We start from the raw sequence: 25,918 nt of genomic DNA on the forward strand, positions 1-25,918 counted from the left end.
GCGAGGAAGCGAAATTTCACGGTAATGACAGAAAGCACTGACGCGCCTGTCTTAACAGAGGAACACGGTTAACAAGCTGAAAACGAGGAGGAACGGCTGTGACGGTCGCCACAGCCGCAGGGTATTAGAGGATACCCGTAATGGATTTAGCCAGCTGTGCTTCGAGAACAGGTTTAGCTTCTTCGAACTTGAGATTCACCTTGTTCGCATTGGATACCACGCGGGTCTGGTATTTGGCGCGGTTGCCCTGCTCTGTGCTGGTCTGCACTTTCGCACCGGACGTCCCCTGCTTCAGCGCCGCAATATTGTCAGTCGTGACGGTAGCCTTACTACGCTCGGCAATCTGCAGATCGGTCACCATCGTGTAGTTCACGTCCTCGACCATGGAATCCGCCGCCAGACCAATCAGGCCGCTTGCCAGACCCACACCGAGGGTCGCCCCTGCAGAAGCTGAGTTATAAGCGGTGATGCCCGCGCCCAACGCAGCACCAGTGGCCGCTCCCTCATAACCCGTGCTGAGGAAACCCTGAGAAGCACGGAGGTCCATCTTCTCGGCTTTCAGCACATTAGCCTGAACCCAGTAATAAGCATCATCTGGTGAGCGCGTGACGTTGTAACCTTTTGCTTTCAGCGCATCTGAAATCTTCGCTTCCAGACCGGACATATCCTGGTCGGAAGTATTACGCACCTGAAGGTATACGCTTTTCTCTGATGACGGCTCCAGCCAGACAGTCTGACTCATCTGGGTTTTGACATCGAGGTTGCGCTTTTTCACTGCGGTAGACATAGCACCACAACCAGACAGTGCAATAGTGGAAGCCACTAAGCCAACGACTGCATATTTTTTAAATTTCATCTTTTATCCTTTGCATAAAAAAACGTCCTGTTAACGGCGTAGCGCTAACAGGACTGTTATCGGCAAAATTGTTTATATATTTAAAAATAATTTTTGAGCTAAATCACATCGGTACTGAGGATATTTTCTAATTACCATGAATTATTGGACGTGGGGTTTTAGACCCCTTCCTCAATAACCACGGTTAGGGTCATATGTACTGGATGGCTCGTTGAAATTAGTACCAAAGCTATTTCCATGAATATCCAGGCCTGAAATCCCCCCAACCATCGGCATGCCAGAAGAAGGATTGACGATAATAGCGGAATTGTAATCAGAGAGATTTAAGCCATTTGTCATAGGTATGACAGGAGAGTTAGTATTAAATCCTTTTATCGAGCTTGAAGAAAATTCCCCGATAGGAGTACTGCTACTCTTTGACGCTGAACAATATTTCACCACTTCACTATCTGATAATCGGTATGCCTTTCCACTCTTGATTCGATAGTAAGCACCTGTATCTTTATCTTGTAACAAAGCTGATTTTTTACCTGCAACAGCAGCTGCGAAGATAAATGCAACGATCGTATGAACAGCAGTACCAGATATAAGAGCTGTCTCAGCATCTTTACCAACATACAATGCAAGGAACATAAGGGAGCAGGAAAGAGTAACACTGGATATCAGCACAATGATTTTACTTATTTTCTCCCTGCTTTTTTTTAATTGGATAAAGCAAGCAAGATATAGGAGTGTAGCAAAAAATGAAAGCAGGGCTCCTTTCAACCAAAATCCACCGTTAATAACATACTGCATGTAAGCGATATACAATATATAGATGCATGTTGGTAGCCAACAAAAGTAATTTTTTGTCTTAGTGTTCATTTGTCATCACCCTCCTGTTCCTGTTCTCGTCCTTAGCTCTTTAATTCTATTTTCCAATTCATCTGGCTGAAGGTCATTAAACGGGTTTAATTTACTTGATTGATCAAGTTCCGCTTCTGCTCTTCCAAGCTGGAATTTACCTTGTGCATTCGCATCTTCTCCTTTAAGAATATCACTGGATGCCTGAACAGTGGATCGGTTTTTAACTATTTCACCAGCAGATTCATTGATATTCTTCTCATTTTCAGATCTTTGTTCCGCAACCCGACGTTGTATCTCATTTTGTGGTCCAAAACCCTGACCAGATTGCTCATGAATCTTCGCCTGGTTTTGCTTAAAGTTATTCTCCATCTCACTTTCGGGAGCACGCTCACCCTGCACGCTCCGGCCCGGTTCGCTGGTTATATTCCTGATCGAAGACTCTGTATTCCCACCACCGACGGCATGACTTTCTTCGTGAGCAGCGCGTGTGATATCACTCAGTTGAGGGCCGGCATGTTGCGGTACAGTCGCATCTGAATTCCCCCCAAGCGCTACGGTTGTTGTGACTGAGGTCGGAGAATCAGGGCTCGAAGACCGACTCTCTGGATTGTTACCCTGTATTGACTCACCACCTGCATAGTGACCGTTTCCGCTCGCCACAATGTTACCAGACACCGTCTGCACTGCCGCTCCACTGTATGTCCTTCCTGAGACCTGCCCTTGCTGATTCGCCGTAACACCTTGCGATACGCCCGTGGAGTTATCACCCTGATCCGGCTGAACGACATGCGCACCACTGAAAGCGGCATGCTCATTGCCACTGACGAGATCTGCGCGTCCCTGCTGGTAATCTCCGGTTATTTCCGGTTTAAGGCGCTCATTCACAAACTCCATTGCTGCTTCACGAGCACTTGGTGCGCTGGTCAGCATCGTCTGTGCTTTGTCACCGTATTTGTTACCCGCCCAGTCCACAAACTCCTGAGTGTAATTGGTATCGAGGCTCGCACTTTCGTTCTGCGCCAGCGTCGCCATACGGCTGAATTCGTTACTGTTAGTCGCACTGGTTGTGTACTGATGGTACTGACTTTGCGCATCATTAAGCGTTGCCGCGAACTGCTGAACATTGCTGGTACCCGCATTCTCGGTATGATTTGCACCCTCTGTTACACGACTGCTGGTGACCATATCCATACCCTGTCGGAAGTCGTTAACCGCCTGGCTGTTTTTGTCATGACGCATATCCTGGCTGTGTGAATCAGAATTCTGAACGCCACGCGAACTGCCTGTACTGTGGCGAATCTCCGTGCCCGCACTCCCTTCGACTCCAGCTTTAACAACCCCGAGATTAAGCCCTCCACCTGCGGTGGCTTTGACACCTGCAGACATAGCCCCCTGATTGCTGATATCCATAAGCGAGTTATACGCTTCCTGCGTAGAGATGTTATTGGCTTTGGCATAGCTCTCTGCCGCCGACATCATCATGCTGGCCCCGCGCGTTGCATTTGTTGCCTGGCTGTTTTCACTGCCACTGCTCAGTGAGCTACTGGTGCCACTCTGGTTGGACAACTGCGAGAGCTGCGACCAGCCGCTGGTCACGCTGTGGTTGTAACCGTCCAGTGCCGTCTGTGCCTGTACCTGCGACTGTCGTGCTGACTCCTGGAACCCGCTACTGGCCAGTTGGCTGAGTTTCATATTGACCGGAAGGTTCGACATCGCACCGGAACCGTCGATAACCGTGTGGCCACCCGCTGTCATGGTCTGGGTCGAGCCGTTATCAGCCTGCCACGTCTGCTGGCCCTGACGCTGCACCAGGTTGGAGTCCATCTTGTTCTGACTGAGGTTGTCCATCGACATGTTATTAAATGACCAGTTACCGTCGGCGGTCGTGGCGGAAACACCGGCCGAGGTGAACGCCGCCGAGCTGAGTACACTGCCTGCTACCTGCGAGCCAATGGCCGACGCGCCTTTGGTCAGATAGAACGACAGGACCGGGATAGATAGCGCCAGATATCCCGCCAGATTTGCCACATCGGAATGTTGTAATGCCACAATGTTTTTGTTGGCCAGCACCAGGGGAGTCCCCCCCGTTTGCGACTGTAGCCAGAAGTTAGAGGCATAGTTCAGAATGGCGAACATAATTGGCCACATCTGAAAATAGATGAATCCGCCGATGTAAATCTTCAGGGTATTGAGCCCGAACATACTGTGGTTCGACGCCGCCAGTGCAATCATCAACGGGAACAGACACACCAGAATCAGCATCAGCAGCGACTGCGCAAATGGCAACGTTCGGGTGGCCAGTTCATTACCCGCCGCCCAGCTCAGACGCTGTTTGGTGGCCGCGTTTTCCGTGGCAAGGTTCAGCAGATTGGCAGTGTCAGAAGAACGAGCAGCAAAACCTTTAATGCCCTGACGCACGGCACTGTTGGTGATGTTGTTCTTCATGATCTGCGCCGCCGTCATGCCACCGGCATAAAAGTAGCCATAGCTCTCACCCATCGCAGTCGACAGCAGACTGGCCCCGTTCAGCTTGTTGCCAAAGACCTTACGCGTCATCCAGGTAAAGGTGGCACTGCCCGGGCTGGCCTCTGTTGTCGCCAGCGTTTTGATTTCTGCCGCTGCCTGCTGACAGGTCAGAAACTGGCGCGTCGTGGAGGTCATTCTGAAAATGCCCCGCAGCGGACTCGGATTACTGGTGATAAGCGTCAGTGGGTCAGTGGAATTGAGCAGTTGGTTAACGGTGTACTTGCCGTTGAGCAGAATGTCGCCAATGACACAGTTCTCCACATAATCCGGCAGCATCTGCGCAAGCTCCGGGTTCTGCGTGGTGAAGTCACTGGTTTCCGCCACAATCTGCGAGCCGAACAACATACCGGTTTTGCTGTAGGTCACCGAGTCAGGACGCGCCATCAGCGAGTCATACAGTGTCGTTAACTTAAAACCGATGCTGGTCGTCAGCGACGCAATGGCTGCAAGACCGACCGGCACATTGTCTGTTTTCCAGACCGCTGCAGGATCAGAGATATCAATCACCTGTACGGAACGTTTCGGGACCACCAGAATAGTGGTGACCAGCATAAAGATGGCCAGCCACTGCACAAACACCATCGGGTTACGTTGTTTAATGAACGTCACGACGACCGCGAGCACCGCAAAAGTACCGGCCATACGCATCAGCGTACTGAAGGTGTTGGAGCCAATGAGGGTGACCACGGCGTCCAGCGCCGTTTTCCACATTCCCCCGCCATATATTGTGTAGATCTCAAGCATCAGCGATCACCCCAGTGGTAGTTGTTCTGGTAAGAGCCTGAAACGATGGTGGATACCTGCTGTTGCAGGTACTGCATGTTGCGGTCAATCCCGTCGAGTGCGTTCTGGTCAGCCGCCGACTGCAGCTTCATGTCAGCCAGAAGTCCCTGTGCATGAATAATGTTGTCGCGCAGTCTGGCAGCTGCCTCTTCCGGGAAATTCTTGCCAGCCAGTGACAGGCTCGCCTGTTTGACCAGCTCCTGCAGGTACTGGATCATCAGGTCCTGCGCGATGAAGTCGGAGACCTGCAGCAGGTAGGTCGCACTCATCCCCATGCTTTGCGCATTGGTCAGATACTTCAGGACCGGTACTGACGTCGTGTTAATAAAGCCTTTTTCCTGATCGGTCAGGGCCTGGTCATCAACCAGCTTATTCTGCATCGAGAGCATCAGGTTTTTCACCAGCGTCACCAGCCCGTTCGCTTCCGTGATGGTCATGTCCTTCACGGTCGGAGCCAGACACAGCGTGGCTTCATCACAGCCATACACCTTCGCCGTGCCGCCCCGCATCAGCACCTTTATCAGGTCACGGTTGTCGACAAGCGGGGTTAGGATCGTCACGTTGCCTGCGTTGTTGAAAATGATGGAGCCGACCGTGCTCATCACCAGCTCCTTCAGTGCCCGGTCATTTGTGAGCAGTCCGTTCCTGCTCAGCGTGTCCCAGATAAGGTTTTTGTTCTTCAGCACCTGGTCTTTCTGTTTATCGTTTGCCCGGCCAGTCACATTGTCGCTCTGCCCGCCGACCGTACATCCCTGACGGGACGCCGCCCAGTCCGAAAACATATTGGTTTCACCCGCGATGTCCTGACAGATTTTCTGCTGTGAAACCTGAGTGACCGGCCACAGACCGCCAATGATGCCCTGCGCAGCCTGACATGAACTCATGTTGGCGGAGTTCACATCGCTGGCCAGCTTCTGCAGAAAGTCTTTTGCCTGCTTCAGCTCCGGCACCATCGTCTGCAACGCCAGGTCAAAGGCATAACCGGCGGCATTGCTCATGATTTGTTTGACGAAGCGCTGGATTTCCGCGCCACTTATCATGGAGAACGCCCCCAGATACGCATCAATACCGCCGCAGCCGGCATTCAGCGACGGCAGCTGCATCGAGATAAGCTGAACGTTTTTAACCGGGTTACGCAGGTACACCGAGCCACCCGAGAAGTAACCTGCCGCCTGCCCTTGCCAGGCCTGTGCCTGTGAAACGTTCCCACTGTAGCCGAGGCTACCGAAAAAACCGTTCAGGTCACCGTTCACATCGGCCTGTGCAGGCTGTGCAGCAAGGCCCGTCAAAAAAATACCGGCCGCCGTTATCAGAGACTTAATCATGCCGCACCTCCCTTTTCTGCGTGTTGTGCAGCGACTCGTTGCTGAATAACAGCCACACGCTTTCGGTACGCGGCAACGCATACGTGTAAGTAGTCATTTTGTAGTCCGGTTGTATTACTGAGGAGTGACCTGCGCACTGGCAGGCATCGGCGGCAATGTTTTCGGGTCGACGTTGTCGATATCTGCCTGAATCAGGCTGGCCCAGCGGCTTTCGAGTACCGGAATATCCATCACGCCCTGCGTCAGCGGGTAGGCTTTCAGGGTATTGACGTTCACCACAAACGCCGTGGGTGTGGCGATGGGCAGGCCGTTACCAAAGAAGGTGACAATCTCATCAGCAATCGGGGCGGCCGGGTCAAGTTTGCGTGGGATAAGTGGATTCGGATACGAGCCATCCCCTCCACCGTCCAGGGTGTAGGGATACACCCTGATATTATGCTGGTCAGCCCAGCTCTTCAGCAGTGGATCGAACTTTGCGCTGTACTGACAATGGGCCTGCATAAAGAGCACGACCGCATAATCCTTCATATCAGCACGTCGCCCATTCGGCAGTTGCATCAGACTCGAGGGCTTAACCGGGTCGGGCGCGGCGGCGGCAACCGGTGCCGACGCCCCCGGCTTCGCTGATTCAAGGGCCATGATTTCCTCCCGAATCCCGGCATGAGCCAGCGCGGGCAGAACCAGCAGCAGCGCGACAAGGTGAGTTTTACACTTCATGGCGACCCCCCTCGTTATGTTTTGTGCGTCTTTCTCTTAATACACGAATGACAGCATGGACAACCAGTGCACCCGCTATCGCCCACAGGCCGTAACTCAGCCAGACCAGCCCAGTTTGCGTCATGGTGACGGAAACAGTCATCAGCTCGCTAAGCACAAGCGACATCGTGCCCCAGAAAATCAAACCCGCCAGCAGCATCACGTTCATCAGGCCAGTCCTTTTTATGCAATACAAACACAGTCGCCCTGCATCACGGACGAGGGGTAACACATCGTTTTTCATAAGATTCCTTACGACTGAGGTCTGAAACCAGTGGCCACGTTCAGAAAACGCTTCGACAAATCGTCCTGGGTCATAAAGCCATACGACAGCGGGCGATAGTTTTTGCTTTTCGGGTCAACCAGAAACAGCGCAGGGAAATGTGAGATGCTCATCGAGCGGGACTGACCGGTGTCCGGTCTGCTCTGCGGCAGGGTTGCCGCAACCTGCCCGTCGACTGATACCGGGATCAGCGATATGCCGTTGGTTTTTGCGAAATCCGCCACCACACCGGCCATCTGTACATCAATCGGGTCACTGCCACGGTAGAAGTAGAAAAGGCCGTATTGCTGCGCGAGCCGCTCCACCGCATTTTGCTGTGTCTGCTGGTCACGGGTCTGCATAAACGGGGCCATGCTGTTGTAATGCGGGTATTCCAGGTTGTAGTCGAGATCGGGGTGACTGAGTTGGGCGGCAGCAAAGGACTGACTGAACATCGATCCCCGGTCGGTCCAGAACTTCTGCCAACGCAGGAACGTGGCCGTATTTTCCCGTGTGGGGTAAAGGATGGCGCGGTTAAGCGCCTCCATTGTGTACCCCTTCAGCACCTTTGCCTGCTCAATCGCGGACATTTTACTCAAATCCGGGATAGTCTGCAGCGGTGCAGAGGGCTGGGGCTTTTTGGTTTTGTCCGGGGGCGTTTTCGGTTCGTTATACCAGGACCAGCCTGTAAACGGGTCAGCGGGAGTCACTATCTCCTCCGCGATGGCCTGCAGACTGGTCACGGCCATCAGCAGGCCCCACAGCAGTCTTTTCATTTTGGCCCTCCCTGCTGATTCACCTGCGCGGCAATCCTGTCTTTCACCTGCTTCACCATTGCGTCCGTGTCAGGGATTTTCTGGTTATTCATCAGGTCGTCGTAGAAATCAGAGAAGTTAATTCTATCGAAGTTGATGTTCTGCAGTTCCGGCACCGTGATGCCACGGCAGTCGGGATTGTCACCCGAACCAAAGCTGACACCCAACTGGTCCCGACGCCCCTGCTCCTGGATAATACGGGCCAGTTTGCCCTGAAAGACGCAGTAAACCTGACTTTTCTGGACACAGACACCGAGGACCTTATGATCACAGCGCTCCCCGACTCTGACCGTGACTTTTTTGGCCTTTGCTTTGCCGAGGGCCATTTCATCACTGTTACAGTGAGAAAGTCCCACATCCTGCCCCCACCCACTGTCCTTACAGCAGTTGGAAAAGCCGGCGAACGCTTTACGGCAGCGCATCGTATTCCCCGTAAATGCTTTCACATTCACCTGGTCCTGACTGCTGGCCACCTCATCGCCGGCAGAGGCCAGCCCCGCCAGTTTTGCCACCGCCTCATCGAAGCCGTTATCTCCGGCACCGTTTGCGTCATTACAGTCGCCCGTTTTGCAATAGTAATCTCCGCCGCACAGTAGCCCACCCGAGGTGTAGGTTTTCTGGCATTGCCAGGATTCACTCTGATGAACACAAACGCCGCTTTCCATCTCTGTACAGGCTGTCGTTGCCCGGGTGCAGTTCCTGTCATTCATCAGCGCACTGCAGTTACCGGTGGAGTTCGTCGCCGTGGCATAAGCATCGGAATACTGCCAGCAGTCGCTGTGCTCCGTGAAGGTTTTACCGTTCTGCGTCACAGAGCGATCCCCGCCCGGATCAACACAGGTGGTTTCTTTCAGCCCTGTAGACTGCGACTTGTCAAAATTACAGGACTCATTCCACTGCAAGGATGATTTTGTGGTGTCGCGCTGTACCGCAAACGGCACCGTGAGTTTCACAATATAGCCTGCTGCCTGAATATTTTTTACCAGGGAATCACGGTAGGTTGCGTAGTGTCCATCCGTGTTAGAACGGATGCGCAAACTTACCGTGTCGCCTTTGCTGACGGCAAAAGGGGCAAAGTTCATTGCCTGAGACTGGTTAAAGTTGATCCGCACCGAAGCGCTTCTGAACGATACTGAGTAATCGAGGCGCCCCCCGTGATAGCCGGGTTGCGAGGGATAGGAAAAATTCACAGTCCCGGGCGAAATGACGCCGCTTTCCTGCATCACAAAGTCATAGCGAAGCCAGTAGTCAGCTTCCAGTGTCAGGCTTCCGGCCTGCGCGTTCAGCTCAAGCGTGGTGTTCTGGGTTTCCGTACTGCCGGTGACCACAATCGATGCCGTCCTGGTGCAGGTCTGAATAACCGCCACATCCCTGTCGCAGGTATAGTTCTCAAAGGTCGTTTTGCTGACGGATGTTTCTGTACACTGCTGACCGGAACCATCCATGATTGAGCCTGCGGACCCTTCCGTGTTTTTGCCGTATTCGATAAACGGGGCATTCGGGTCAATGGTGGGAACAGGGTTGGTTGTACCGGAACTGATGATGGCCTGACCGGCATCATTACTGCCTATTGCCGTCTGCCCCTTATTCCCTATTCCACCATCACCACCCTGAACACCTCCGTAGTAGCCACTTTCTGGCGGATTCGTGGTGTAACCCGGAATGGAGCCTGTCACAGTGCCGGGATTATTCAGACTGCCGGTTCCCTGAGAGACATGACCTTTACCAAAACTCGCTCCCTCGTTAAAAGCATCGTTGGTCGCATCCGCAAACGCCACTCCGGCCAGCATACAAAGGGCGATAAACAGTAATTTTTTCATGGCTGCCCTCCCAGTAGCTGGCGAGCCGTGGCAGCACACTCCCCGCGCTCAACCACTTTTTCCAGTGCCGCCTTCAGTGGCAGGCTGCCCCGGACAATGTCGAAATGGCCCGGGCAGGTCACCACAAGTGCGGGCACCGTGGTAATGCCGTAGTCGCGGTAAAGCGTGGGATCAATCTGAACGCCGATGTTTTTATCTTCTTTCGATAATTCAAACATGAGCGACGCCGTCTGGCGCATATCGTTATTCACCAGCCCTCTGAGCGTTGCCGGGATACCATAGCGGTGGGCATCCTGCAGCATAGGCAGTAAGCCTTCCCGGGGAATACCCAGACTGACAAAATACAGCGCAGGGAATGACTTCTTCTCGCCAGCCTCCTGTTGCGCCTGCTGATGACCGATATCCTGCTGTAACTTGTCGATCAGATCCTGCTGGGCGGTCGGCAGCTGAAACGACTGGTTGCGCATGGCATCCTGAAACGTCTGCAGCGAACTCTGCTGTTGTTTCATCCTGGTCATATCCTGTGACGAAACCGGTGTTTGCTCGCTTGCCAGTACGACAGGGGCGCAGGAAAGCAACCCGCTCATGAGCAGGAGCTGACATAAGGCAGTTTTCATATTAAGACCTCAGGTATAGGCGCAGTTACGTTTACGCCACAGGAGATAACCAAAGTTTTTCTTTGACTGGGGGGAGTTGTGCGTGCTGCCCCAAATCTGGGTGCTGGCACCAAACGGATAACAGCTGTTGGTGGCGGGATACATGTTCACCATCTGATATCGCCATCGTTCTTTGGGAATAATCGGTGACGGGTACTCATGGCAGACCGCCACATCCGCCCCCACCGAATTCCAGACCAGCCCCTCTCTGTGCATTTTGAACGCCATCCTTTCGGTGACGAGAAGCGAGGACTCAAGGGGGGAAAATTCACCACTGGTGAAACCGGTAAACGGATACATGCTTCCCTGACTGCCGGCGCACCAGAATAAGGGCGCAAGGGGCAAACCTGCCGAGCTGGATGCCGCGTCAGCCGCACACGCGCCCTGGGCGATAAGGTTATTAAACAGCGCGGCTTCCGGATTGAGGATCATGGCCAGCGTACTATCATTCCATGTCGGGTCGACTTCGGAAAGGTAGGCGATGTCCATGTCACCGGTCTGCATACATCCGGCAGTCGTGATGATGTTGAGCCAGTAAACCAGTGGATATTTATACCAGTGCACATGGTAGAACGCCCCGGCGGCCGGTCGGTCACTTTGCCCCGCCGTTCCCGTCCCGGTGCGTCCCAGGTCGATTTTAAATCCCCCCATATTGACCATCACACCCGGCTCCCGGGTGACGTCCACCATAGCCATTGGCTCCCAGAATCCAATCGCCAGGCCAACACGGTACAAAATCCCCATCGGGCAGATCTGGATGGGTGAGGCCGGATTCGTGGTGTCTGGCTGAGGGCCGGAGGCCAGCTGAATGCTGCCCAGCGACATCGGAAACAGACATTTCCAGCAGACATCCGAAATGGGGTTCACCCAGCGGCCATCTCCGGCATTACTGGTGGCGGCGGAGGCAGAAGACAGCGAGGCAGTCCAGCACACGATCGCAAGGATTATCCCGGTCAGGCAGGCTCTGAACGTCATGTTGCCTCCCGCAGCCATTGAGGGACGGCATTCCCGGCTGGGATCTGTAAAGCTGTCGAGGGGAACCAGAAAGGGTCACGGGTCACCGTCACCGGTCTGATATTGTCAGGGTGAGTCATGGGATATCTCCGGGCAAGCCGCAGCCATCGTTGTGGCGGGAGGGCTAAGAGGAAAAGTCAGTCATCTCTGGCGTGACTGGCAGCTTTAATAATGACGTCCAGGCGTTGTTTTGGGCTCATTTCATACAGGGCAAGAATGGCACCGCGCAGTACAGCGGAAGGCTTGTACAGCGGGTTGTCACGGAGGATCTCTTCCAGCTGCCTGGCTGAAACCTCATCATGACGAACAGATGAGATGGTGACATTCCGGCCCTTTTCACAGTCAGGGTCTTTTTTCATGGTGTTACCTTGTCGGGGGTGAAAAGAAAACCGGTACGCCATTCAGGCTGAGGCGGCGCGCAACTCAGTGAGCACCGAACATCCTGAATGACGTGGCAGTTGGATCAGTGTGATTGAACAGGGAAGAGGAAGACAAAAGCGTATCCGCTGTTATGGTCATAACAGACGCCCCTTACACTCCGGTACCGACGCGTCACGGGGAACAGGGGGAGAGGCCATAATCGGGGTTATCGCCATGAACCCATCTCCACCATTTTTTCCTTGATGAGCCCCACAAGATATTCCGGGAAGCGTTCGTCACGCCCGTCTGGTTCAACCAGTTCCATGTTATTTTCTGAGAGCCATCTGAACCATGCCTGGGTAGCAAAGACGGGATGCCATGACTCAATTTCCGGATACAGGGCTTTGAGTCTCTCCGCTGTCCCCTGCCGGGTTATCTTGTTACCGGATTTGCACTTTTTTTCCTGACCACAGGTGGCATTGCGCAAGTCGGGAAACAGATCACCTAATGTGGTTGCGGTCATTTTTTTGCTCCTGTTACCGGAATTTCTTCCACTTTCAGCACGTGGCCATCACGTGAAATACGGGCGGGGGTATGTTCGAATCCAAACTTACGGGTCAGGACACCGGACTGGTCGAAGAAAATACGTTCATCTAGTGCATCGCTGGTTTCTTTGATATTGCCGTTCACCAGGATCACCTTAATGTTTGTCTGTCCCGCGATTTGCTGACGAGCCCAGTCCAACTGTGCCTTGTCATCACCGTCAATAAAGTAGAGCACCTGACTGAACGGGACTTTATCCAGTGGGTTCACCTTGTCGCCCTTGCGGGCGATGATGTTGCCCTGCATATCGGTAATGGTTTCCTTCACCGTGAACGTCGGATCAAATGCAAAGCTGCGGTATTGCACCGCGTTGCTCAGTCCTTCCACCGGCGCCGGGCGAACAGCATGTTTCTTCACTCTGTCCGTGGCTTCCTCACGCAGTCGGTCAAGTTCTCCTGACTGCTCCATCCCCTTCAGACGATGCTGGATGAAGTCCAGCATGTCCTGCTCGGCAGGCTCAAACACATTTCCCCAGGTCCCCAGGTCTTTCGCCCCGCTACTGGCAGACAGCACCAGCAGCAGGGCAGTCAGTGGCAGTCGTTTTCTCACTGGCCCTCCTGAATGCGTCTGGCAATGTCGCTGCGGATGTCAGCCGTAATGTCCTTCAGTGGGCTCATGGCGGCAGGCTTGACCAGCACGATGGCGTTGTGAGATGCCTGCCAGTCACTCAGACTGTCGTTGAGCGCCACGTTAAATCGTGTCGTCAGCACCTTTGCCTTCGCCTCATCAAGTTGCAACTGCGCAGATTGCTGTATAAAGAGGTCGACCGTTCCTTTCATATCAAACACCACCATTTCCGGTGTGGTCGACTTCAGCAGCCCCCAGGCAATCCCGGTCATGACCATCTGAGAGACCAGCACGCAGGCGGCTATTTTCATGCGTCTGGCCGTCAGCCACTTGCCCATCGCCACGCCACCCCGGACGGTCTCCCCATCAGTCGGCTTTTTATTGTTTTCACTCATGCGGCTTTCACCCATTCTTCAAGTTCAAGGAGTTCCGGACCGAATTTCTTCTCGGCCAGCAGGTAAGCGGCTTCTTCGGCTGTGGCTCCCGCCCCCTGTGCGTTCTGCATAAAGGCGAAGTCCTCACCGCGCGAGCTGAACATGGCGCGAGTCACAGGGTCGACGAACAGACGGTGGAAGGAGCTGAATTCCCCGGCACTGATAAGCAGTGAGCTGTAGCCGGTCTGCAGCGCGGGCTGAAAGCCCCGGATAACTTCTTTTTCCATGTCAGAGAACTGGTCCGGATTATCAGACAGGTACTGTTTAAAGGCCTTCGCATCCTGTAGCAGGGTGATTTTTGTGGAGCTATTGTTCCAGGCGGCTTCCGCTTCCTTACTGGCACTGAAGTCCTTGATACCCTGGGTGATGGTGATAAACGATCCCCGGTGACGACGCACGGTACGGTAGCCGGTTTCGATAAAGCGCGCGGCGTGCGGGTTGGAGCCGCCGAGCAATCGCCATGCCTCATCGATGATGCAGACTTTTTTCAGGTCACGCGGGCTGTGGTACATCTTTTCCTGAATGGCCAGAATGAGCGAGAACAGGATGGCAGACAGCAACTTCGGTTTGTCCTCAAGGCTCAGCAGTTCCAGCACGGCAAAGCGGGTTTCGCCATCAAGCGTAGGATTGTCAGCATTGAAGTATTCGCCGTCCGGTCCCCAGGTACAGTAGGTTTCGAGCAGCATAGCGAGCTCTGCCAGGCGGGAAATGATGGTGGGCTTGTCGGCAAACGCTCCATTCACTTCCGGACTGGTCAGGTAGTTGTGAACGTCATCGATACGCGCCCTGCGCTGCTTTTTCTCCCACGCATCCATCACCGCTTTTTGCAGAATAGCCTCACAGACGCCATCAAGTGCCTCACCGGGGCTGGCCAGCACCGTCAGCAAACGAACAATCCCCTCAGCGGAGTGATTGATATCTTTGATGTTGGCAAACGGGTTAAAGCGCAGCTTCGCACCGTCCAGGTACACCCCGCCAGCCTGATGACAGTAGTTCTTGTAGCTGTCACCCATATCAATAACCCAGGCAAAGCCGCCAGCATTCAGCACGTCGCGCAAAATGCCCTGTGTCAGAAAGGATTTACCTGCGCCGGAGGTGCCCGTGACCGCGATATTGAAGTTGGTGCTGCCGTTCTCTTCTCCGAACATGTCAAAGAAGGCAACCTGGTTGCGGTAGGTTGGTAGCGGCATCCCCACATGTGATAACTGGCGTTCGGCCACGACCGGCATCAGGTTCACCGCATTCCACGATTTACACCGGAGTGTGGCACCGGTCATTTTCATGTCCTCCCACATCCCTTCCTGCATCACAAACGGGAAGCAGCCCAGCCAGTTACGCATCTGCTGGTACTGCACCGTCACCATCTCCAGATCGTTCTTACGGAACACGTTCACGGCCGCAAGCTCACAGGACTGTGCATCGGTGTTGTTGTCCGGGGTAAACAGGGTCAGGTTAAGGGACATTCTGCAGAAAGCGATTTCGTTGTTGGACAACTGCTCGCGGTTGCGACGCCATTCCTCCGCCTGCCGCTTCGTCCCCGGAAACAGCTGGCCATAGGCCGAGTTGGCTTTCTTCGAGAGGTCCATGTCCTTACGAAGCGCTTCGTTCTGGGTGGCCGTTTGCTCTTCCAGCTCCGTGGTCCAGGTGATCATAAATGGACATGGAATGCCAAGATCAGGGAAGCGCAGGTTCTGCAGGTTGTCTGCCCCCTGCCAGAGCGCAAAACGTTTCGGGCTTTTACTGAGTTGCATATTTACGATACGACAGGCGGATGCCGGCAGACGCGTACCGAGCGCATCGATGCTTTCAGGCAGTTCGACGCGAATATGCGACGGACGCACCCGGACATCGATGGCCGAGTCCACCACCTGGCGGTTGAGTTTTTCATCCTCGTTGTAATCGCCGCTGGAGGTCATGACCTGATCATGGCGGTAGTTCATCATCTCGCGCATGATGGAGAGAAAAGCATTCACATCCGTATTTATCGACTCAATACGCGCAGCATTGAGCGACACACGGATGGTATTACGTATCTGCACAAGTTCGTCCATCACCTGCTGCGTGAAGCGCTTCGCGGGTTTACCGAATACAATGAAGATACGGTAGTTACGCAGGTACAACGGATATTCACGCTCGTTCGCCAGCCCCTTCAGTGCCGAACGCTGCCAGAAAGCCCGGGTGATTTTATTCAGATGAGTGGCCATCCCCCCCTTCCACATGTCGGTACTGACGCCGCGTGAAATTCGTTCACCCACACATTTACTGGCGACGAGAATGACGCTTACCGGTGTTTTGCGCGGCAGTTTCTTACGCAACATGTCATCCAGCGCAGCGATCACCTGCTCATTCGCACCCGGAAGCGGAGCCGCTTCGAGAATGAATCCGGCAGAGCCAGCATTAATGAAAAGCTCACTGGCGTCGTCGTAATAGCGATACGGAAGGGCTGAGACCAGAGACGGATATCCCCAGGTCTGTTCAAGGTTAGCGCGGGCTGTCGAGGCCCCATCCTCCTGCTTGCGGCTGTTAACCAGCCCCATCAGACTGTCGAGTATGCTCATTCTCCCCCCTCCCCGATAACACGATAGCTTTCATCCCAGTGGGATTTATTCTTCACGAACTCGACCACGGCAGGCTGATGAAAGTTGTCATCCGTATCCACCCAGGGAGCAATCCACAGACGCTGTGTTGCGTCCGGAATGCGCTGGACCGGAACACGCCCCGCCGTGTTGACGGGCGTGGATGGCGTGATCGGCCCCGTTGTCATCTGGGGGGTAACGACCGCACCAGTACTGTCAGCTGGGGCGGTGGCCAGTGGTCGCGGTGCAATCGGCTTAGCGAGGGAGGTTCCGGTTGCTGCGACAGAGACAGGGCGCAATGGACTGACGGTCGGCGCTGTGTTACGCAGTGCCGGCAGGGTTTCACCCGCAGGCTTTTTTGTCGCTTTTTCCGCCGTCAGGTCATCCAGGCTTTTGCCCTGTGCGGCCAGTTTATTGGCCTCACTGGTGGTCAGGCACTGGTCGGTCGCACTCTTGTTGCAGTCGAAATCAGAATTCAGACCGGCGCAGCCAGTCAGCGCGCTACACAGCAGTGCAGCGCCCATCATTTTTTTCATGGGATAACTCCGTTTGGTATTTCAGAGGGGGTAAAACGTTCAAAAGCGGGTTCAGTACGGGAGCGGAGACCTCAGTTGATGGTGTCGCCCAGGCGCAGCTGGCTGGCCTGACGAAGGACGTCATCCGGATTAATGTTACCGACTGAGGCAGTGCGGGTTGTTGTGGCCTGAGTGGTCTGAGTGGCGGGTTGTGGTGCGACAGCGCCCTGTGCGGCATTACCGGCCTGCTGCAACACTTCCTTCGCTTTCTCCTCTTCAGCGTCTTCCAGGGTTTCCAGTCGGAAGCCCTTCTGGAACACCACGGTGACCTGGTTACCCGCACCAATATCAATCACCGGGTGATATTGTTCGGCGCGCTTAATCCAGTACTGGCTCAGCGTGTCGGCCGCTTTATTGGCCCCACCGCCCAGTCCTTGTTTAAACACATCGCTGGCCCCCACATCCGCCGTGGCCCCAAGTCCAACTGAAGGTGTGGCGGCGGACTTTATCCCTTCGCCAAACCCGGACAGAAGACCGGCTGCCCCGGCGTAACCGACAATCATGCCGTTACGCATCACCGGCTTACCACGTATACCGCCTTTGCCCTGGTAACTGACGTGGCCATCAAACTCCATATCAACATGCTTCCCGTTCTTGAGTACACAGCTTATCGATTTGGTGCGAACCACCCCGCGTTCGCTGGAAATATCACCCCAGATTTCACCCACAACAAAGCAGCCATCGGCGCTGTATTCTTTGTTATTGGGCATCTGGATGTTACCCAACAGGCGGATAGTCACGGGCTGAGTATTCTGCTGACCGGTGACGCTGGCGTTGGCATCAGCCCCTTCAATCATGATGGCATCAGAGAATGAGCCGGACGGTATCCAGGGAAGTTTTGTCGGCTTTTTTTTCAGGCTGTCATACGTGAACTTTGTGGTGGCCAGCCCGCCTGTTATGCGCTGACCGGAGCCGCCCGGATAGAAACCCCCGCCCAGCCCCATGTTGACGGCCCCCGTCGCACTGGTGGGGGTGATGGTGTATTCAGGCGGTCGGGCCTGACCGGCAGCAACAGGTCCCGGGAGTGGTGTTCCGTTCTGGCCAGCAGGTGGTGTCTGCTGTCCGGGGGTCTGGCTGCTGCCGGGGGCTTTAGTGAGCTGGTCAGTCAGGCGCTGTATTTCAGCATCCTTTTCGGTCAGCTTCTGTTCGGTGGTCAGTTTGTTCTGCGTGACCTGCTGAGCAAGGGTGGCGAGCTGCTGCTCAAGCGAGGATGTTTTAGCCTGCTGCTGGGCCAGTGCCGCGTCGTTAACCTGTTCGTTAAAGGTGGCGGTCACGACCCCGGTCATATTCGGTGCGGTGGCTGTCGCGGGATTTCTCTGCTGTTCCTGGTGGCTGCCGTACCATACGACGCCGCCGGCGGTAGCGGCCCCGATAACGATAACGGATGACAGGACAGCAAGCTGGGTCCGGCGGGTTTTCAGGTTTTCGTTCAGACTCATGAGCGCGGTACCCCATCATCTGAAAACACAATCCAGGCATACCCTTCACCACCGGCGTAAAGCTGGTTTTGCGAGAGCATGACGGCCCGGACCCCTTTGCGCCAGAAGTCACGCTCACGCAGGCTCTGGGTAATACTGCCGGGGTTGTTCATGCGGAAACGGACAACGCGCAGGTGATTGCCAATAAACTGGCGCTCCGGTGTCAGACGGACGGATGTGGCTGGCGTGTACGCCGTCATACGGCTGACGGGATACTCCACATAGTCGTCAGGCACCTGACCGTTCACCACGGCGCGGGACAGGGCAACCAGTGTTTTTTCATAGGTCTGCCCTTCTTCCCATGCCTTCGCGTCGTCGTTCTTACGCAATGGTGGTGACATGGGTGTAAAGCGCAGGGTCTTGCCGTTACCGGTCTGTGGTCTGACATTCAGGCTCAGCGATGAGCCGTGGTCAGTCTGTATAAACAGCGTGAAGTTCTGCGCAACAAGCGGTGACAAAATGAGTGCGCCGTCTTCCGTTGTGCTCTGGTCGTAGGCTCCGGATGGCCCGCTGATGCTGGTAATCAGTTCCCCGTCGATAACAACCTTGCTGGGGTTGTTATTACTGAGAGTGACATTAAAGGCGGCGTCGTTCTCAAACGGGATGGCGGCGGGAGCGGTAGCGGCCCGAAGGCCGCTGGTGAAGATTCCCGATGCCAGTAACACAGCAGCAGCCGCCGGTGAAATACGAAGTTTCATGGGCAGTCCTGTCAGTTGGTTGGGGGGTTCTGCTGAAGCTCCTCGAACGAATGAAGATTAACAATGCCGTTCTTGTAGCTGATTTTAAGACGGTAGGTTTTTGCCTGGTCCTTCAGGGGCGTGGTGATAGCACCATTGGTGGTGGCGGATTTCAGTGTGCCGCTGAACTCCACAGAGCCATCGGACATGACACGAATATCCTTCGTATCAAAGCGGGTGGTGATGCCCCCTTTCTTGATGCGTTCAGCTTCAACGTCCAGCGCTTTCTTCAGTGCATCCCGTTCGGTGGAAGGGACAAAGCCGAGCAGCATATTCTGGTTATTGTCGATATTTTCCGGACTCACGTTCAGCCGCCAATATATAAAGGAAGAGGCGAACATGGTCATGCCGGAAGCATCAGCGCCGACAGCGTCAGAGGTAAAGGGTTGGTTATAAGTCATAGGCGTGGTAACTGTTTTCTGGGTGGTGGCGAAATGCCACGCCAGTGAACCTGTCAGCACATTTCCCATGCCGCTGAGAACTAATAATGAGGCGAGACCTATAAACGCATAGCTGAGTTGTTTATCGCGCTCGCCTTTTATTTTCATTTTCATGGGAATTACGCCCTCCAGTGTCGGAAACTTGAATCAGGTATCTGTCGGAAGGAAACTTTGAATAAGAGCGAGGGGAGATGCCAGTAACAGAAATTAAGTAACCAGAACGACCCCTGCCCTTTCTTCAGATATCTGATTAATGCCCACAACAGGCCCGCTATGATGGAAAGTTCCGTAGACATATTGTTAAGCACACCGAGAATAACCAACGGCGCGACAATAAGGAGTTCATCGAGGGGTAAACCAAAATAGCGGTCCTGCTGATTGAGTGTTTCCGGGAAGTAATATTTATCCTCTTCCCCATTCATCATCAGCTCGCAATAGCAAAGGCAATGCGGGTGAAGATAATACAAATAACCAGCCCCAGGAAAACGAGAGGAGAACGGACTTTAATATAGGTGAATAAGGCAATAATAATTTCGGCAATATAAAACCACTTCACAATTGACGACCCCGAGCCGAACGTGGAGCTCACCGTTGCTTGTTGAGAGGCGAGCAGGTCAGTACCAGAGGCGAGTACCGGGTGAGCGACCATAAGTGAAATTAAAACCAACCCTCCGTTTTTGATGAGTTTTTTTAACTGGCGATTTTCACGAGCCTTTCGAAATAAAGACGCTACCGCCCATCCCTTTTCGACATTAAGGGCATAACCTTGAGTGAACATGCTTGTTTCTCCGGATGTAAACAAAATTTATGTGAGTAAGTGGTTGTTTACTCACGCGACATTGTCCCATGACCCTAAAAAAAAAAAACTGTGAACCGTGTCACATAAATATAAATATTTCGGAATTATCTGAGCATGGTTGTGCGTAGGCTTTGCCTTCCAGAGGGTTTCTGTGTTGCATGGGAGATCTACACCTATGAAAGTTAAAGAGAAAATGTGGGATGGCCGTGGGCGCCCTCGAAAGTTCCGTCCAGGTGAGGCTGTTGAGTGGCGGCTGCGGGCGCCTGATAATTTGCTTATGGAATTACGAATATGTGCCCGGGCAGGGAAAAGAAGCGTTAATGATGAAATTATCGCAAGGTTGTTATTGTCACTTAATTACCATTCTGAGAAGCCAGTCATTAAAACTGCGGAGGGAGAACGCCTGATATCACTGGCGGTGAAATTTGAGTTATGGCTGGGTGAATTACTCGATGGTGAGAAGTGTCAGGGTGATAATGAAAATATATATGATACGCCTACAGAGCGGTTGTGGATGTGGCGTGAGGGAGAGCGAGTATTGCTTCCGGGAAAAACTACCGGTTACAGCATGCGCATTCCTGAGAATCTTGCTGAAGAAATACGAGTAATGGCGAGGGTTCACAAACGCAGTCTTAATGACGAAATGCTGACAAGGTTAATGAATACATTGGGATATTTTACTGAGCGAATACTTGACCAGAATGAGGATGGTCAGGCACTGAAAGTACTGTGTATGGAGTTTGAAGTGTTTTTAAAAGAGAAAATAGCCGTAATTGAAAAAGAGGTGTTTCCATGGGATAAATCCAACCCATCCTGACTTGTTGTGGCCGGTTTGCTTCCGGCCCTTAGAGTCATCCTGCATTATTAACGAAGTGTCGGGATTCCGCATCATCTTCTGCGGTATTAATGCTGTTTAATAGCATATCAAGGGTATCTTCCAGTTTAGCCTCGCCATCTTTCCCTGTCATTTTCAAGTACATCTCAGCGAGTAATGTTGCAATAAGTACAGTACCCTCTCTTGAGCCGGCAGATTTTCGTATAAGGTCTCTTTGATATCCCTCCAGATCGAATTGATGCCCATCATCACTATCTCTTTTATAAACTAACAATCCGAGCCGTATTAGTTCATTGCAGGTAGCTGAAATGTTTGCTTCGCCGGGGTTCGCACCGTTCTGTAAATCCTGTTGAACGATATCACGTACTTCTCGCTCTATTTTATCTTTAAGGTAAATCCCTACTCTTCCCATATTAATGACCTTACTGAGATGGTGTCGGAACCGACACTAACTTAATTAGTTTGTAAAAATCGTGATACCGCAAGATGCTGTGTTATCAACGTCCTGATCCGTTACGTAAGTGGTTATACAGTAGTAGGTTTGTACACTATTATGTCTCACAGTGTGACACTGTACGATACCTAATTCAATGATATTATGACACATCTACAATTGTACGACATATGTAACACATACCGACACCAACAGGTATTCTAATCCTATGATGTAATAGTGTCGGTATGTACGATAAAACCCCCTCAAGCATCAATTTCGCGCTTTTTTTATCGATGTATGCAAATGATTTATAAGTAAATATCTGCAAGACGAAGTCTTGCGTGGGGTGTGGTGTTTTAAAGGGTCAGCAAAGAGCGGCTGGTAATAAGTGAGCTTGTTCTCACATGATATATTCTGGCGTACGGGTTCTCTGCTAAACAGGAGCGCTCACGCGCGTCTGGAGTGAATTATCTTGATAAAAATGATGGCGGCGGGTATTTTTTATTTGCCTGGCCTGTCGTCTGATTTAACACCTTTCCCGTGGGTATCCTGATAATGAATAAATTACCATTGCTACTGCTTCCTCTCGCATTATCCTGTGCTGCTGCCCCGCAAATGTGTTTCGATCAGGCCGGGCATGACTTCAGGATCGATCCATTGTTGATCATGGCTATATCTATTAAAGAGAGCCACCTCAGAGCTGATGCCGTGAATAAAGACAACCGAAATAAAACAGAAGATGTCTGCGGGATGCAGGTGAACAGTTCACATTATTCAAAACTGAACCGTTTTAATATTGACCGGGAAAGGTTACTGAGTGATCCCTGTATTTGTGTCTACAGCGGTGCCTGGGTACTGGCGCACAACTTCAGGTCATATGGGCGTAACTGGGACAGTGTCGGAATATATAATACGGGCCCGGCTCAGAAACTGATTGCGCAGCGCAAAAAATATGCTTCTGAGATAAAGAGTATTTACAGGATTTTGTTGGCGAGGAAATCACTGACAGAGCAGTCTGGTACAGTGGGAGAATACAGTACGTTGCCGCGTAATAAGGCCAGTACGCAAACACCAGATTAATGACATAAAAAACCCCGGCTAACCGGGGTGTTATTTTTCAGCCTTTGATTTTCGCCATCTCTTCCGCCAGTTTCCAGAGCGCTCTATTTAATTTCACATCACCATCAATTCCGGTCACGGGTCTTGTTCGGGTCCGTTTTCCCTGAGCGGTAATACCGGGTAAACGCCCCTTGATTAAATTTTCCTGCACCCGGTTAAAAGTGGTCCAGATATCACTTTTGCGATCTTCAAAACGGCGCGGTTCCAGAATCTGGCTGGCGGTAACGGGCTGGCGTTCTTCGCCGTATTTATAGTCCAGAGCGGCGGTGGCAAACAGGCGTTGTTCGGCGGGATTAAGATTAATCGTTTTCATCTCCGCCATATTATCGCCAATGTCGTCAAATGTTTTCAGGACTTCAAATGCGCCCTCGATAACCTGACCAACAATATCCCCTTTATGCGGCACACGAATTTCACCGAATGTATCTCCGCACACCATGCCATTCATGCATACAAATCTGAACATTCCCGGGATCATCTGATAACTTGACGAGCCATCATGGCTGTTAAGTAAAATAATTTCCGGGACTTCAGTTCCGGTAATTGTGTCACGGCGGCGCAGGCGTAACATATGTTTGGTATGTTCCTGCTTATCAATATTGCGCACACGCGTCTGACAGGCAAAGAATGGCTCAAACCCTTCTTCACGCAGTTTATTAAGCAGGGTAATGGTAGGAATATAGGTGTAGCGCTCTGAACGGGAATTATGTTTATCACCGCTGAATACACTCGGCACATATTTTTCAAGTTCATCATTCGTTAATGCACGGTCACGACGAATAAAATTTGCAGCGCGAAAACGGGAGGCCAGTGTGGTCATTTCATTTCTCCTTTCAAGTCGTTTAATGGCAGGTTTTCCCTGCCGTTATTAAATCTGAGGTTTATTCCGCTATGCCGGTCAGCACGGCCAGATAACCGCTTTCGGGTATCGCTGCCGCCAGTGGCCAGCCATTTTGCGTCCAGACGATCACCGTTTCGCCGCCGTCCTCACGAACAGCAATATGCAGATCGCCTTCCGGTGGCGGGACAAAAATGCCCGGTTGTTTCTGCCCCTCGCTGTTGACCATCACGTACAAAAACAGGTCGGTCAGGTGAGTCATGGTGAATTTTTTACCCCATCTTTCGGAAGATTCAGGAGCGGCGGTCTTGACGTTTTGTGTGTGCATTCTGGTCTTATCCTCTTCTGGTGGTTAATCCATCTCTCGGTGAGTTCTCTCGCGGCAAAGGGCAAAGGAGCGACGGCGCTGGACGGAAAACAAGGGCGAGCAAAGCGAGTGCATTTCACCCTTGTTTTCTGGCCGGAGACGGTGCTACGAAAAGCCCTCCGCGTGAGAACTGGCCGGGGTGATGGCTCACCTGAGCAGCAGACAGAATGCACACACCCGACACGACGGAACGTCGGGGCGGCTTTAAAGCGACGGTTCACCGGCGCGGTGAAGGCGTGGGCCAACGGCCCGCAGCAGAGGTTGACCTGGCCGTTGCCATCAGACCCTAGCGAAAGCCCGAAACCCGCAAGGGATTCGGCGGAGACTGGCCGCTGCCGTGCAGCTGCCCGTCGGAGTGGGGCTGACGACCCGGCCGGAACGGACGGAGAGCCGAAGGGGGCCATTGCCCTGACGGGGTTATGGTGGAAGAGAATAACCATCAGATACGGCCACCATGAGAGCCGTCACAATCGGAAAAGCATCAGGAAGGTAAAAATGGATATATGACCCATACCCGGAAAGACAATGCGGGGAACGGGAGAGAGCAGCGCGTCAGCGCTGCCCTTCTCCTGCCGTTCGCACCGGCCGGTGCGCGAGTTTTTCACGGCGCTTCAGAACAGGTACAGGCTTCAGGTCGGTCTGTTTTCAAGGGCCTGACCCCTCGCCCCCTGAAAGCCGCCCCGTCAGGAGCGGCGTGTTTCAGATCAGGCCAGGCCCAGTGCCGGGTAAACACTTGGCGTGTTGCCGTTACCGGAACCGGCACCATATCCTGCGTTAACGGTGGTCATGAACTGCTGCCAGTGCTCCAGCTTGAGCACCGGAACATGAGCAGGTTTTCCGCTGCGTAAGGCATTTACAAACTGGTTAGCCTGTGCAACTATTTGTGGGTCAAATGTCATGGTTTAATCTCCATGTAGGTTTTGATAGCCGGTTTAGCTTTCGACGGAGAAACCGGCACGAGAAAGCAGGCGTAAGCCTGCTTTTTTAATGCCCGGAAAATGACGCACTCCCGGACAAAACTTCTGTTTCTACCCGCGCCAGCACCTGTGCATGTGACAGGGTGCAGACATCGCGGAACTCAAAAAAACGCCCTTCGGTTCGGACAAAAATGCTGGTGACATCCCCGGCGTACATCTCCATGGATTTGAACGACTCCCCGTTGTTCGTGCGGCACCAGTCCATCGGCGGCAACACTTCAAGCTGATCGATGTAACGTTCCCCGGTGATTTCCAACACCGGAGTACGGTACTTTTCATTTTGCAGATCGATAAGTTCGGCCACACTCATCACGGCCATATCGGGGTAGTTTTCCTGCAACGCGCCCAGGGTTTTCTGGCCCCATTCGGTGACCCATTCACCGCCCAGCCACTGCGCGTGGCACCAGATATCGGCGGTGGTGGTGCGCACAAACGCCATCGGAACGGCTGTCTGTGGTGCGGTATCCGGGGTGGTGCAGTTCAGATTCTGTGACATGATTGGTTCTCCTTTCAGGTTAAGCGGTGGCAGCCTCACGCCGCCACCGGGTAATAAATCAGTCTTCCGCAGCCAGTTGGGACATCAGGGTGTCGTAATCCACCTGAGCGCGTTGTTCTTCCGCCAGTGTCAGCATGTAACCCCGCTTTGCCGCCGCACCGATAAACACGGGGCGGTCTTTCAGTGGCAACTGTGCCAGGTAGTCCAGTGCACTTCCCAGCAGGTGGGACTGATAAATCTCGTAGAACTGACCGCAGCGCCGACCCGCCTGTTTCTCCAGCCGCGCCAGTACCACATCAGCCCGGATCACGTCATACGGATGGCAGGAATCAACATTGGTGATAAAGCCATCCGTGCGCATGGCGGTGGTTTTCCCCCATCTTTCGGAAGATTCAGGAGCGGCGGTCTTGACGTTGTGTGTGTTCATGCTGGTTTACTCCTCTGGTGGTTATGTCATCTCTCGGTGAGTTCTCTCGCGGCGAAGGGCAAAGGAGCGACGGCGCTGGCCAGAAAACAAGGGCGAGCACAGCGAGTGCATTTCACCCTTGTTTTCTGGACGGAGGCGGTGCTACGAAAAGCCCTCCGCGTGAGAACGCGGCCGTGAGATACCCCACCGGGCACA

29 protein-coding genes and 1 pseudogene are annotated in these 25,918 nt (G+C 53.1%); 3 read left to right on the forward strand and 27 right to left on the reverse strand.

Translation table 11 applies throughout. From position 1 onward, the window contains the following. Positions 1–124: 124 nt before the first annotated feature. The 21 genes from traT to GBAG_RS21435 form a co-directional block, all read right to left on the reverse strand. On the reverse strand, positions 125–856 hold the full coding sequence (gene traT, locus GBAG_RS21335; protein WP_034500146.1) for a conjugal transfer complement resistance protein TraT: 732 nt from the start codon (positions 854–856) through the stop codon (positions 125–127). A gap of 171 nt (positions 857–1,027) precedes the next feature. Then, a complete protein-coding gene (locus GBAG_RS21340) occupies positions 1,028–1,720 on the reverse strand; it encodes a hypothetical protein (RefSeq protein WP_034500147.1) in 693 nt (230 codons plus the stop codon). A gap of 6 nt (positions 1,721–1,726) precedes the next feature. Then, entirely contained in the window at positions 1,727–4,972 is a 3,246-nt protein-coding gene (gene traG / locus GBAG_RS21345) for a conjugal transfer mating-pair stabilization protein TraG (RefSeq protein ID WP_034500148.1), read from the reverse strand. Further along, positions 4,972–6,336 carry a conjugal transfer pilus assembly protein TraH gene (traH, locus tag GBAG_RS21350; RefSeq protein WP_034500149.1) on the reverse strand — a complete coding sequence of 455 codons (1,365 nt, stop codon included), beginning with the start codon at positions 6,334–6,336 and terminating at the stop codon, positions 4,972–4,974. Before traH ends, traG begins: the two co-directional genes overlap by 1 nt. Positions 6,337–6,450: 114 nt before the next feature. After that, positions 6,451–7,053 (reverse strand): F-type conjugal transfer protein TrbB, encoded by a 603-nt coding sequence (trbB, locus tag GBAG_RS21355; protein WP_034500150.1) that lies wholly within the window; start codon positions 7,051–7,053, stop codon positions 6,451–6,453. Then, positions 7,043–7,336, reverse strand: a complete 294-nt coding sequence (locus GBAG_RS21360) for a hypothetical protein (RefSeq protein ID WP_246864894.1) — start codon at positions 7,334–7,336, stop codon at positions 7,043–7,045. Before GBAG_RS21360 ends, trbB begins: the two co-directional genes overlap by 11 nt. A gap of 8 nt (positions 7,337–7,344) precedes the next feature. Next, the gene (gene traF, locus GBAG_RS21365; protein ID WP_034500152.1) at positions 7,345–8,130 is read right to left on the reverse strand and encodes a type-F conjugative transfer system pilin assembly protein TraF; all 786 of its coding nucleotides are present in this window, start codon (positions 8,128–8,130) and stop codon (positions 7,345–7,347) included. Continuing rightward, entirely contained in the window at positions 8,127–9,989 is a 1,863-nt protein-coding gene (traN, locus tag GBAG_RS21370; RefSeq protein ID WP_034500154.1) for a type-F conjugative transfer system mating-pair stabilization protein TraN, read from the reverse strand. Before traN ends, traF begins: the two co-directional genes overlap by 4 nt. After that, on the reverse strand, positions 9,986–10,606 hold the full coding sequence (gene trbC, locus GBAG_RS21375; protein WP_034500155.1) for a type-F conjugative transfer system pilin assembly protein TrbC: 621 nt from the start codon (positions 10,604–10,606) through the stop codon (positions 9,986–9,988). The genes traN and trbC overlap by 4 nt, the downstream gene beginning before the upstream one ends. 9 nt (positions 10,607–10,615) lie before the next feature. After that, positions 10,616–11,620 carry a conjugal transfer pilus assembly protein TraU gene (traU, locus tag GBAG_RS21380; protein ID WP_034500156.1) on the reverse strand — a complete coding sequence of 335 codons (1,005 nt, stop codon included), beginning with the start codon at positions 11,618–11,620 and terminating at the stop codon, positions 10,616–10,618. Positions 11,621–11,796: 176 nt separating this feature from the next. Beyond that, entirely contained in the window at positions 11,797–12,018 is a 222-nt protein-coding gene (locus GBAG_RS21385) for a hypothetical protein (protein ID WP_034500159.1), read from the reverse strand. A 227-nt stretch (positions 12,019–12,245) separates the two neighbouring features. Then, the gene (locus GBAG_RS21390; RefSeq protein WP_034500160.1) at positions 12,246–12,542 is read right to left on the reverse strand and encodes a hypothetical protein; all 297 of its coding nucleotides are present in this window, start codon (positions 12,540–12,542) and stop codon (positions 12,246–12,248) included. Next, a complete protein-coding gene (gene traW, locus GBAG_RS21395; RefSeq protein WP_034500161.1) occupies positions 12,539–13,171 on the reverse strand; it encodes a type-F conjugative transfer system protein TraW in 633 nt (210 codons plus the stop codon). The genes GBAG_RS21390 and traW overlap by 4 nt, the downstream gene beginning before the upstream one ends. Further along, complete coding sequence (trbI, locus tag GBAG_RS21400; RefSeq protein ID WP_034500201.1) at positions 13,168–13,584, reverse strand: type-F conjugative transfer system protein TrbI; 417 nt, start codon at positions 13,582–13,584, stop codon at positions 13,168–13,170. Before trbI ends, traW begins: the two co-directional genes overlap by 4 nt. Further along, positions 13,581–16,181 carry a type IV secretion system protein TraC gene (gene traC, locus GBAG_RS21405; protein WP_034500164.1) on the reverse strand — a complete coding sequence of 867 codons (2,601 nt, stop codon included), beginning with the start codon at positions 16,179–16,181 and terminating at the stop codon, positions 13,581–13,583. Before traC ends, trbI begins: the two co-directional genes overlap by 4 nt. Further along, positions 16,178–16,735 carry a type IV conjugative transfer system lipoprotein TraV gene (gene traV, locus GBAG_RS21410; protein WP_034500165.1) on the reverse strand — a complete coding sequence of 186 codons (558 nt, stop codon included), beginning with the start codon at positions 16,733–16,735 and terminating at the stop codon, positions 16,178–16,180. The genes traC and traV overlap by 4 nt, the downstream gene beginning before the upstream one ends. 71 nt (positions 16,736–16,806) lie before the next feature. Further along, positions 16,807–18,213, reverse strand: coding sequence for an F-type conjugal transfer pilus assembly protein TraB (gene traB / locus GBAG_RS21415; protein WP_034500167.1), 1,407 nt, complete (start codon positions 18,211–18,213; stop codon positions 16,807–16,809). Beyond that, positions 18,210–18,950, reverse strand: a complete 741-nt coding sequence (gene traK, locus GBAG_RS21420; protein ID WP_034500169.1) for a type-F conjugative transfer system secretin TraK — start codon at positions 18,948–18,950, stop codon at positions 18,210–18,212. The genes traB and traK overlap by 4 nt, the downstream gene beginning before the upstream one ends. An 11-nt stretch (positions 18,951–18,961) precedes the next feature. Then, the gene (locus GBAG_RS21425; RefSeq protein ID WP_034500171.1) at positions 18,962–19,543 is read right to left on the reverse strand and encodes a TraE/TraK family type IV conjugative transfer system protein; all 582 of its coding nucleotides are present in this window, start codon (positions 19,541–19,543) and stop codon (positions 18,962–18,964) included. 5 nt (positions 19,544–19,548) lie between these two features. Continuing rightward, a complete protein-coding gene (gene traL, locus GBAG_RS21430) occupies positions 19,549–19,851 on the reverse strand; it encodes a type IV conjugative transfer system protein TraL (protein ID WP_034500203.1) in 303 nt (100 codons plus the stop codon). A 2-nt stretch (positions 19,852–19,853) separates the two neighbouring features. Beyond that, a complete protein-coding gene (locus GBAG_RS21435) occupies positions 19,854–20,207 on the reverse strand; it encodes a type IV conjugative transfer system pilin TraA (RefSeq protein WP_034500173.1) in 354 nt (117 codons plus the stop codon). Positions 20,208–20,403: 196 nt separating this feature from the next. Between GBAG_RS21435 and GBAG_RS21440 the strand changes: the two genes are divergently transcribed. Further along, positions 20,404–21,045 (forward strand): Arc family DNA-binding protein, encoded by a 642-nt coding sequence (locus GBAG_RS21440; RefSeq protein WP_034500176.1) that lies wholly within the window; start codon positions 20,404–20,406, stop codon positions 21,043–21,045. A gap of 34 nt (positions 21,046–21,079) precedes the next feature. On the opposite strand, the gene GBAG_RS21445 is transcribed toward GBAG_RS21440, so the two are convergent. Beyond that, positions 21,080–21,475: a relaxosome protein TraM gene (locus GBAG_RS21445; RefSeq protein WP_034500178.1), complete on the reverse strand. Its 396-nt coding sequence runs from the start codon at positions 21,473–21,475 to the stop codon at positions 21,080–21,082. A 579-nt stretch (positions 21,476–22,054) separates the two neighbouring features. Between GBAG_RS21445 and GBAG_RS21450 the strand changes: the two genes are divergently transcribed. Further along, positions 22,055–22,579 (forward strand): lytic transglycosylase domain-containing protein, encoded by a 525-nt coding sequence (locus tag GBAG_RS21450; RefSeq protein WP_034500181.1) that lies wholly within the window; start codon positions 22,055–22,057, stop codon positions 22,577–22,579. A 37-nt stretch (positions 22,580–22,616) separates the two neighbouring features. Here the strand turns inward: GBAG_RS21450 and GBAG_RS21455 are convergent, their stop codons facing one another. Continuing rightward, the gene (locus tag GBAG_RS21455; protein WP_034500182.1) at positions 22,617–23,438 is read right to left on the reverse strand and encodes a DUF932 domain-containing protein; all 822 of its coding nucleotides are present in this window, start codon (positions 23,436–23,438) and stop codon (positions 22,617–22,619) included. 61 nt (positions 23,439–23,499) lie between these two features. Beyond that, complete coding sequence (locus tag GBAG_RS21460) at positions 23,500–23,784, reverse strand: hypothetical protein (RefSeq protein WP_034500183.1); 285 nt, start codon at positions 23,782–23,784, stop codon at positions 23,500–23,502. A gap of 206 nt (positions 23,785–23,990) precedes the next feature. Here GBAG_RS21460 and GBAG_RS23190 point away from each other — a divergent pair, with 206 nt between their 5' ends. After that, positions 23,991–24,113 (forward strand): hypothetical protein, encoded by a 123-nt coding sequence (locus GBAG_RS23190; RefSeq protein ID WP_281630607.1) that lies wholly within the window; start codon positions 23,991–23,993, stop codon positions 24,111–24,113. 471 nt (positions 24,114–24,584) lie between these two features. Here GBAG_RS23190 and GBAG_RS21470 read toward each other — a convergent pair. The 3 genes and pseudogenes from GBAG_RS21470 to GBAG_RS21480 form a co-directional block, all read right to left on the reverse strand. Further along, positions 24,585–24,722, reverse strand: a pseudogene (locus GBAG_RS21470) (succinate dehydrogenase flavoprotein subunit); the annotation flags it as partial. Positions 24,723–24,807: 85 nt separating this feature from the next. Further along, complete coding sequence (locus GBAG_RS21880) at positions 24,808–25,296, reverse strand: hypothetical protein (protein ID WP_051873770.1); 489 nt, start codon at positions 25,294–25,296, stop codon at positions 24,808–24,810. Positions 25,297–25,354: 58 nt separating this feature from the next. Further along, complete coding sequence (locus GBAG_RS21480) at positions 25,355–25,723, reverse strand: hypothetical protein (RefSeq protein ID WP_034500190.1); 369 nt, start codon at positions 25,721–25,723, stop codon at positions 25,355–25,357. Positions 25,724–25,918 lie beyond the last annotated feature (195 nt).

The sequence above is a fragment of the Buttiauxella agrestis ATCC 33320 genome, from assembly GCF_000735355.1.
GTDB classification, from domain to species: Bacteria; Pseudomonadota; Gammaproteobacteria; order Enterobacterales; family Enterobacteriaceae; genus Buttiauxella; species Buttiauxella agrestis.

What these genes read in the sequence shown, in the direction of transcription:
- traT (WP_034500146.1), bottom strand. Translation starts at nt 856, where the DNA reads ATGAAATTTAAAAAATATGCAGTCGTTGGCTTAGTGGCTTCCACTATT.
- GBAG_RS21340 (WP_034500147.1), bottom strand. Translation starts at nt 1,720, where the DNA reads ATGAACACTAAGACAAAAAATTACTTTTGTTGGCTACCAACATGCATC.
- traG (WP_034500148.1), bottom strand. Translation starts at nt 4,972, where the DNA reads ATGCTTGAGATCTACACAATATATGGCGGGGGAATGTGGAAAACGGCG.
- traH (WP_034500149.1), bottom strand. Translation starts at nt 6,336, where the DNA reads ATGATTAAGTCTCTGATAACGGCGGCCGGTATTTTTTTGACGGGCCTT.
- trbB (WP_034500150.1), bottom strand. Translation starts at nt 7,053, where the DNA reads ATGAAGTGTAAAACTCACCTTGTCGCGCTGCTGCTGGTTCTGCCCGCG.
- GBAG_RS21360 (WP_246864894.1), bottom strand. Translation starts at nt 7,336, where the DNA reads ATGAAAAACGATGTGTTACCCCTCGTCCGTGATGCAGGGCGACTGTGT.
- traF (WP_034500152.1), bottom strand. Translation starts at nt 8,130, where the DNA reads ATGAAAAGACTGCTGTGGGGCCTGCTGATGGCCGTGACCAGTCTGCAG.
- traN (WP_034500154.1), bottom strand. Translation starts at nt 9,989, where the DNA reads ATGAAAAAATTACTGTTTATCGCCCTTTGTATGCTGGCCGGAGTGGCG.
- trbC (WP_034500155.1), bottom strand. Translation starts at nt 10,606, where the DNA reads ATGAAAACTGCCTTATGTCAGCTCCTGCTCATGAGCGGGTTGCTTTCC.
- traU (WP_034500156.1), bottom strand. Translation starts at nt 11,620, where the DNA reads ATGACGTTCAGAGCCTGCCTGACCGGGATAATCCTTGCGATCGTGTGC.
- GBAG_RS21385 (WP_034500159.1), bottom strand. Translation starts at nt 12,018, where the DNA reads ATGAAAAAAGACCCTGACTGTGAAAAGGGCCGGAATGTCACCATCTCA.
- GBAG_RS21390 (WP_034500160.1), bottom strand. Translation starts at nt 12,542, where the DNA reads ATGACCGCAACCACATTAGGTGATCTGTTTCCCGACTTGCGCAATGCC.
- trbI (WP_034500201.1), bottom strand. Translation starts at nt 13,584, where the DNA reads ATGAGTGAAAACAATAAAAAGCCGACTGATGGGGAGACCGTCCGGGGT.
- traC (WP_034500164.1), bottom strand. Translation starts at nt 16,181, where the DNA reads ATGAGCATACTCGACAGTCTGATGGGGCTGGTTAACAGCCGCAAGCAG.
- traV (WP_034500165.1), bottom strand. Translation starts at nt 16,735, where the DNA reads ATGAAAAAAATGATGGGCGCTGCACTGCTGTGTAGCGCGCTGACTGGC.
- traB (WP_034500167.1), bottom strand. Translation starts at nt 18,213, where the DNA reads ATGAGTCTGAACGAAAACCTGAAAACCCGCCGGACCCAGCTTGCTGTC.
- traK (WP_034500169.1), bottom strand. Translation starts at nt 18,950, where the DNA reads ATGAAACTTCGTATTTCACCGGCGGCTGCTGCTGTGTTACTGGCATCG.
- GBAG_RS21425 (WP_034500171.1), bottom strand. Translation starts at nt 19,543, where the DNA reads ATGAAAATGAAAATAAAAGGCGAGCGCGATAAACAACTCAGCTATGCG.
- traL (WP_034500203.1), bottom strand. Translation starts at nt 19,851, where the DNA reads ATGAATGGGGAAGAGGATAAATATTACTTCCCGGAAACACTCAATCAG.
- GBAG_RS21435 (WP_034500173.1), bottom strand. Translation starts at nt 20,207, where the DNA reads ATGTTCACTCAAGGTTATGCCCTTAATGTCGAAAAGGGATGGGCGGTA.
- GBAG_RS21440 (WP_034500176.1), top strand. Translation starts at nt 20,404, where the DNA reads ATGAAAGTTAAAGAGAAAATGTGGGATGGCCGTGGGCGCCCTCGAAAG.
- GBAG_RS21445 (WP_034500178.1), bottom strand. Translation starts at nt 21,475, where the DNA reads ATGGGAAGAGTAGGGATTTACCTTAAAGATAAAATAGAGCGAGAAGTA.
- GBAG_RS21450 (WP_034500181.1), top strand. Translation starts at nt 22,055, where the DNA reads ATGAATAAATTACCATTGCTACTGCTTCCTCTCGCATTATCCTGTGCT.
- GBAG_RS21455 (WP_034500182.1), bottom strand. Translation starts at nt 23,438, where the DNA reads ATGACCACACTGGCCTCCCGTTTTCGCGCTGCAAATTTTATTCGTCGT.
- GBAG_RS21460 (WP_034500183.1), bottom strand. Translation starts at nt 23,784, where the DNA reads ATGCACACACAAAACGTCAAGACCGCCGCTCCTGAATCTTCCGAAAGA.
- GBAG_RS23190 (WP_281630607.1), top strand. Translation starts at nt 23,991, where the DNA reads ATGCACACACCCGACACGACGGAACGTCGGGGCGGCTTTAAAGCGACG.
- GBAG_RS21880 (WP_051873770.1), bottom strand. Translation starts at nt 25,296, where the DNA reads ATGTCACAGAATCTGAACTGCACCACCCCGGATACCGCACCACAGACA.
- GBAG_RS21480 (WP_034500190.1), bottom strand. Translation starts at nt 25,723, where the DNA reads ATGAACACACACAACGTCAAGACCGCCGCTCCTGAATCTTCCGAAAGA.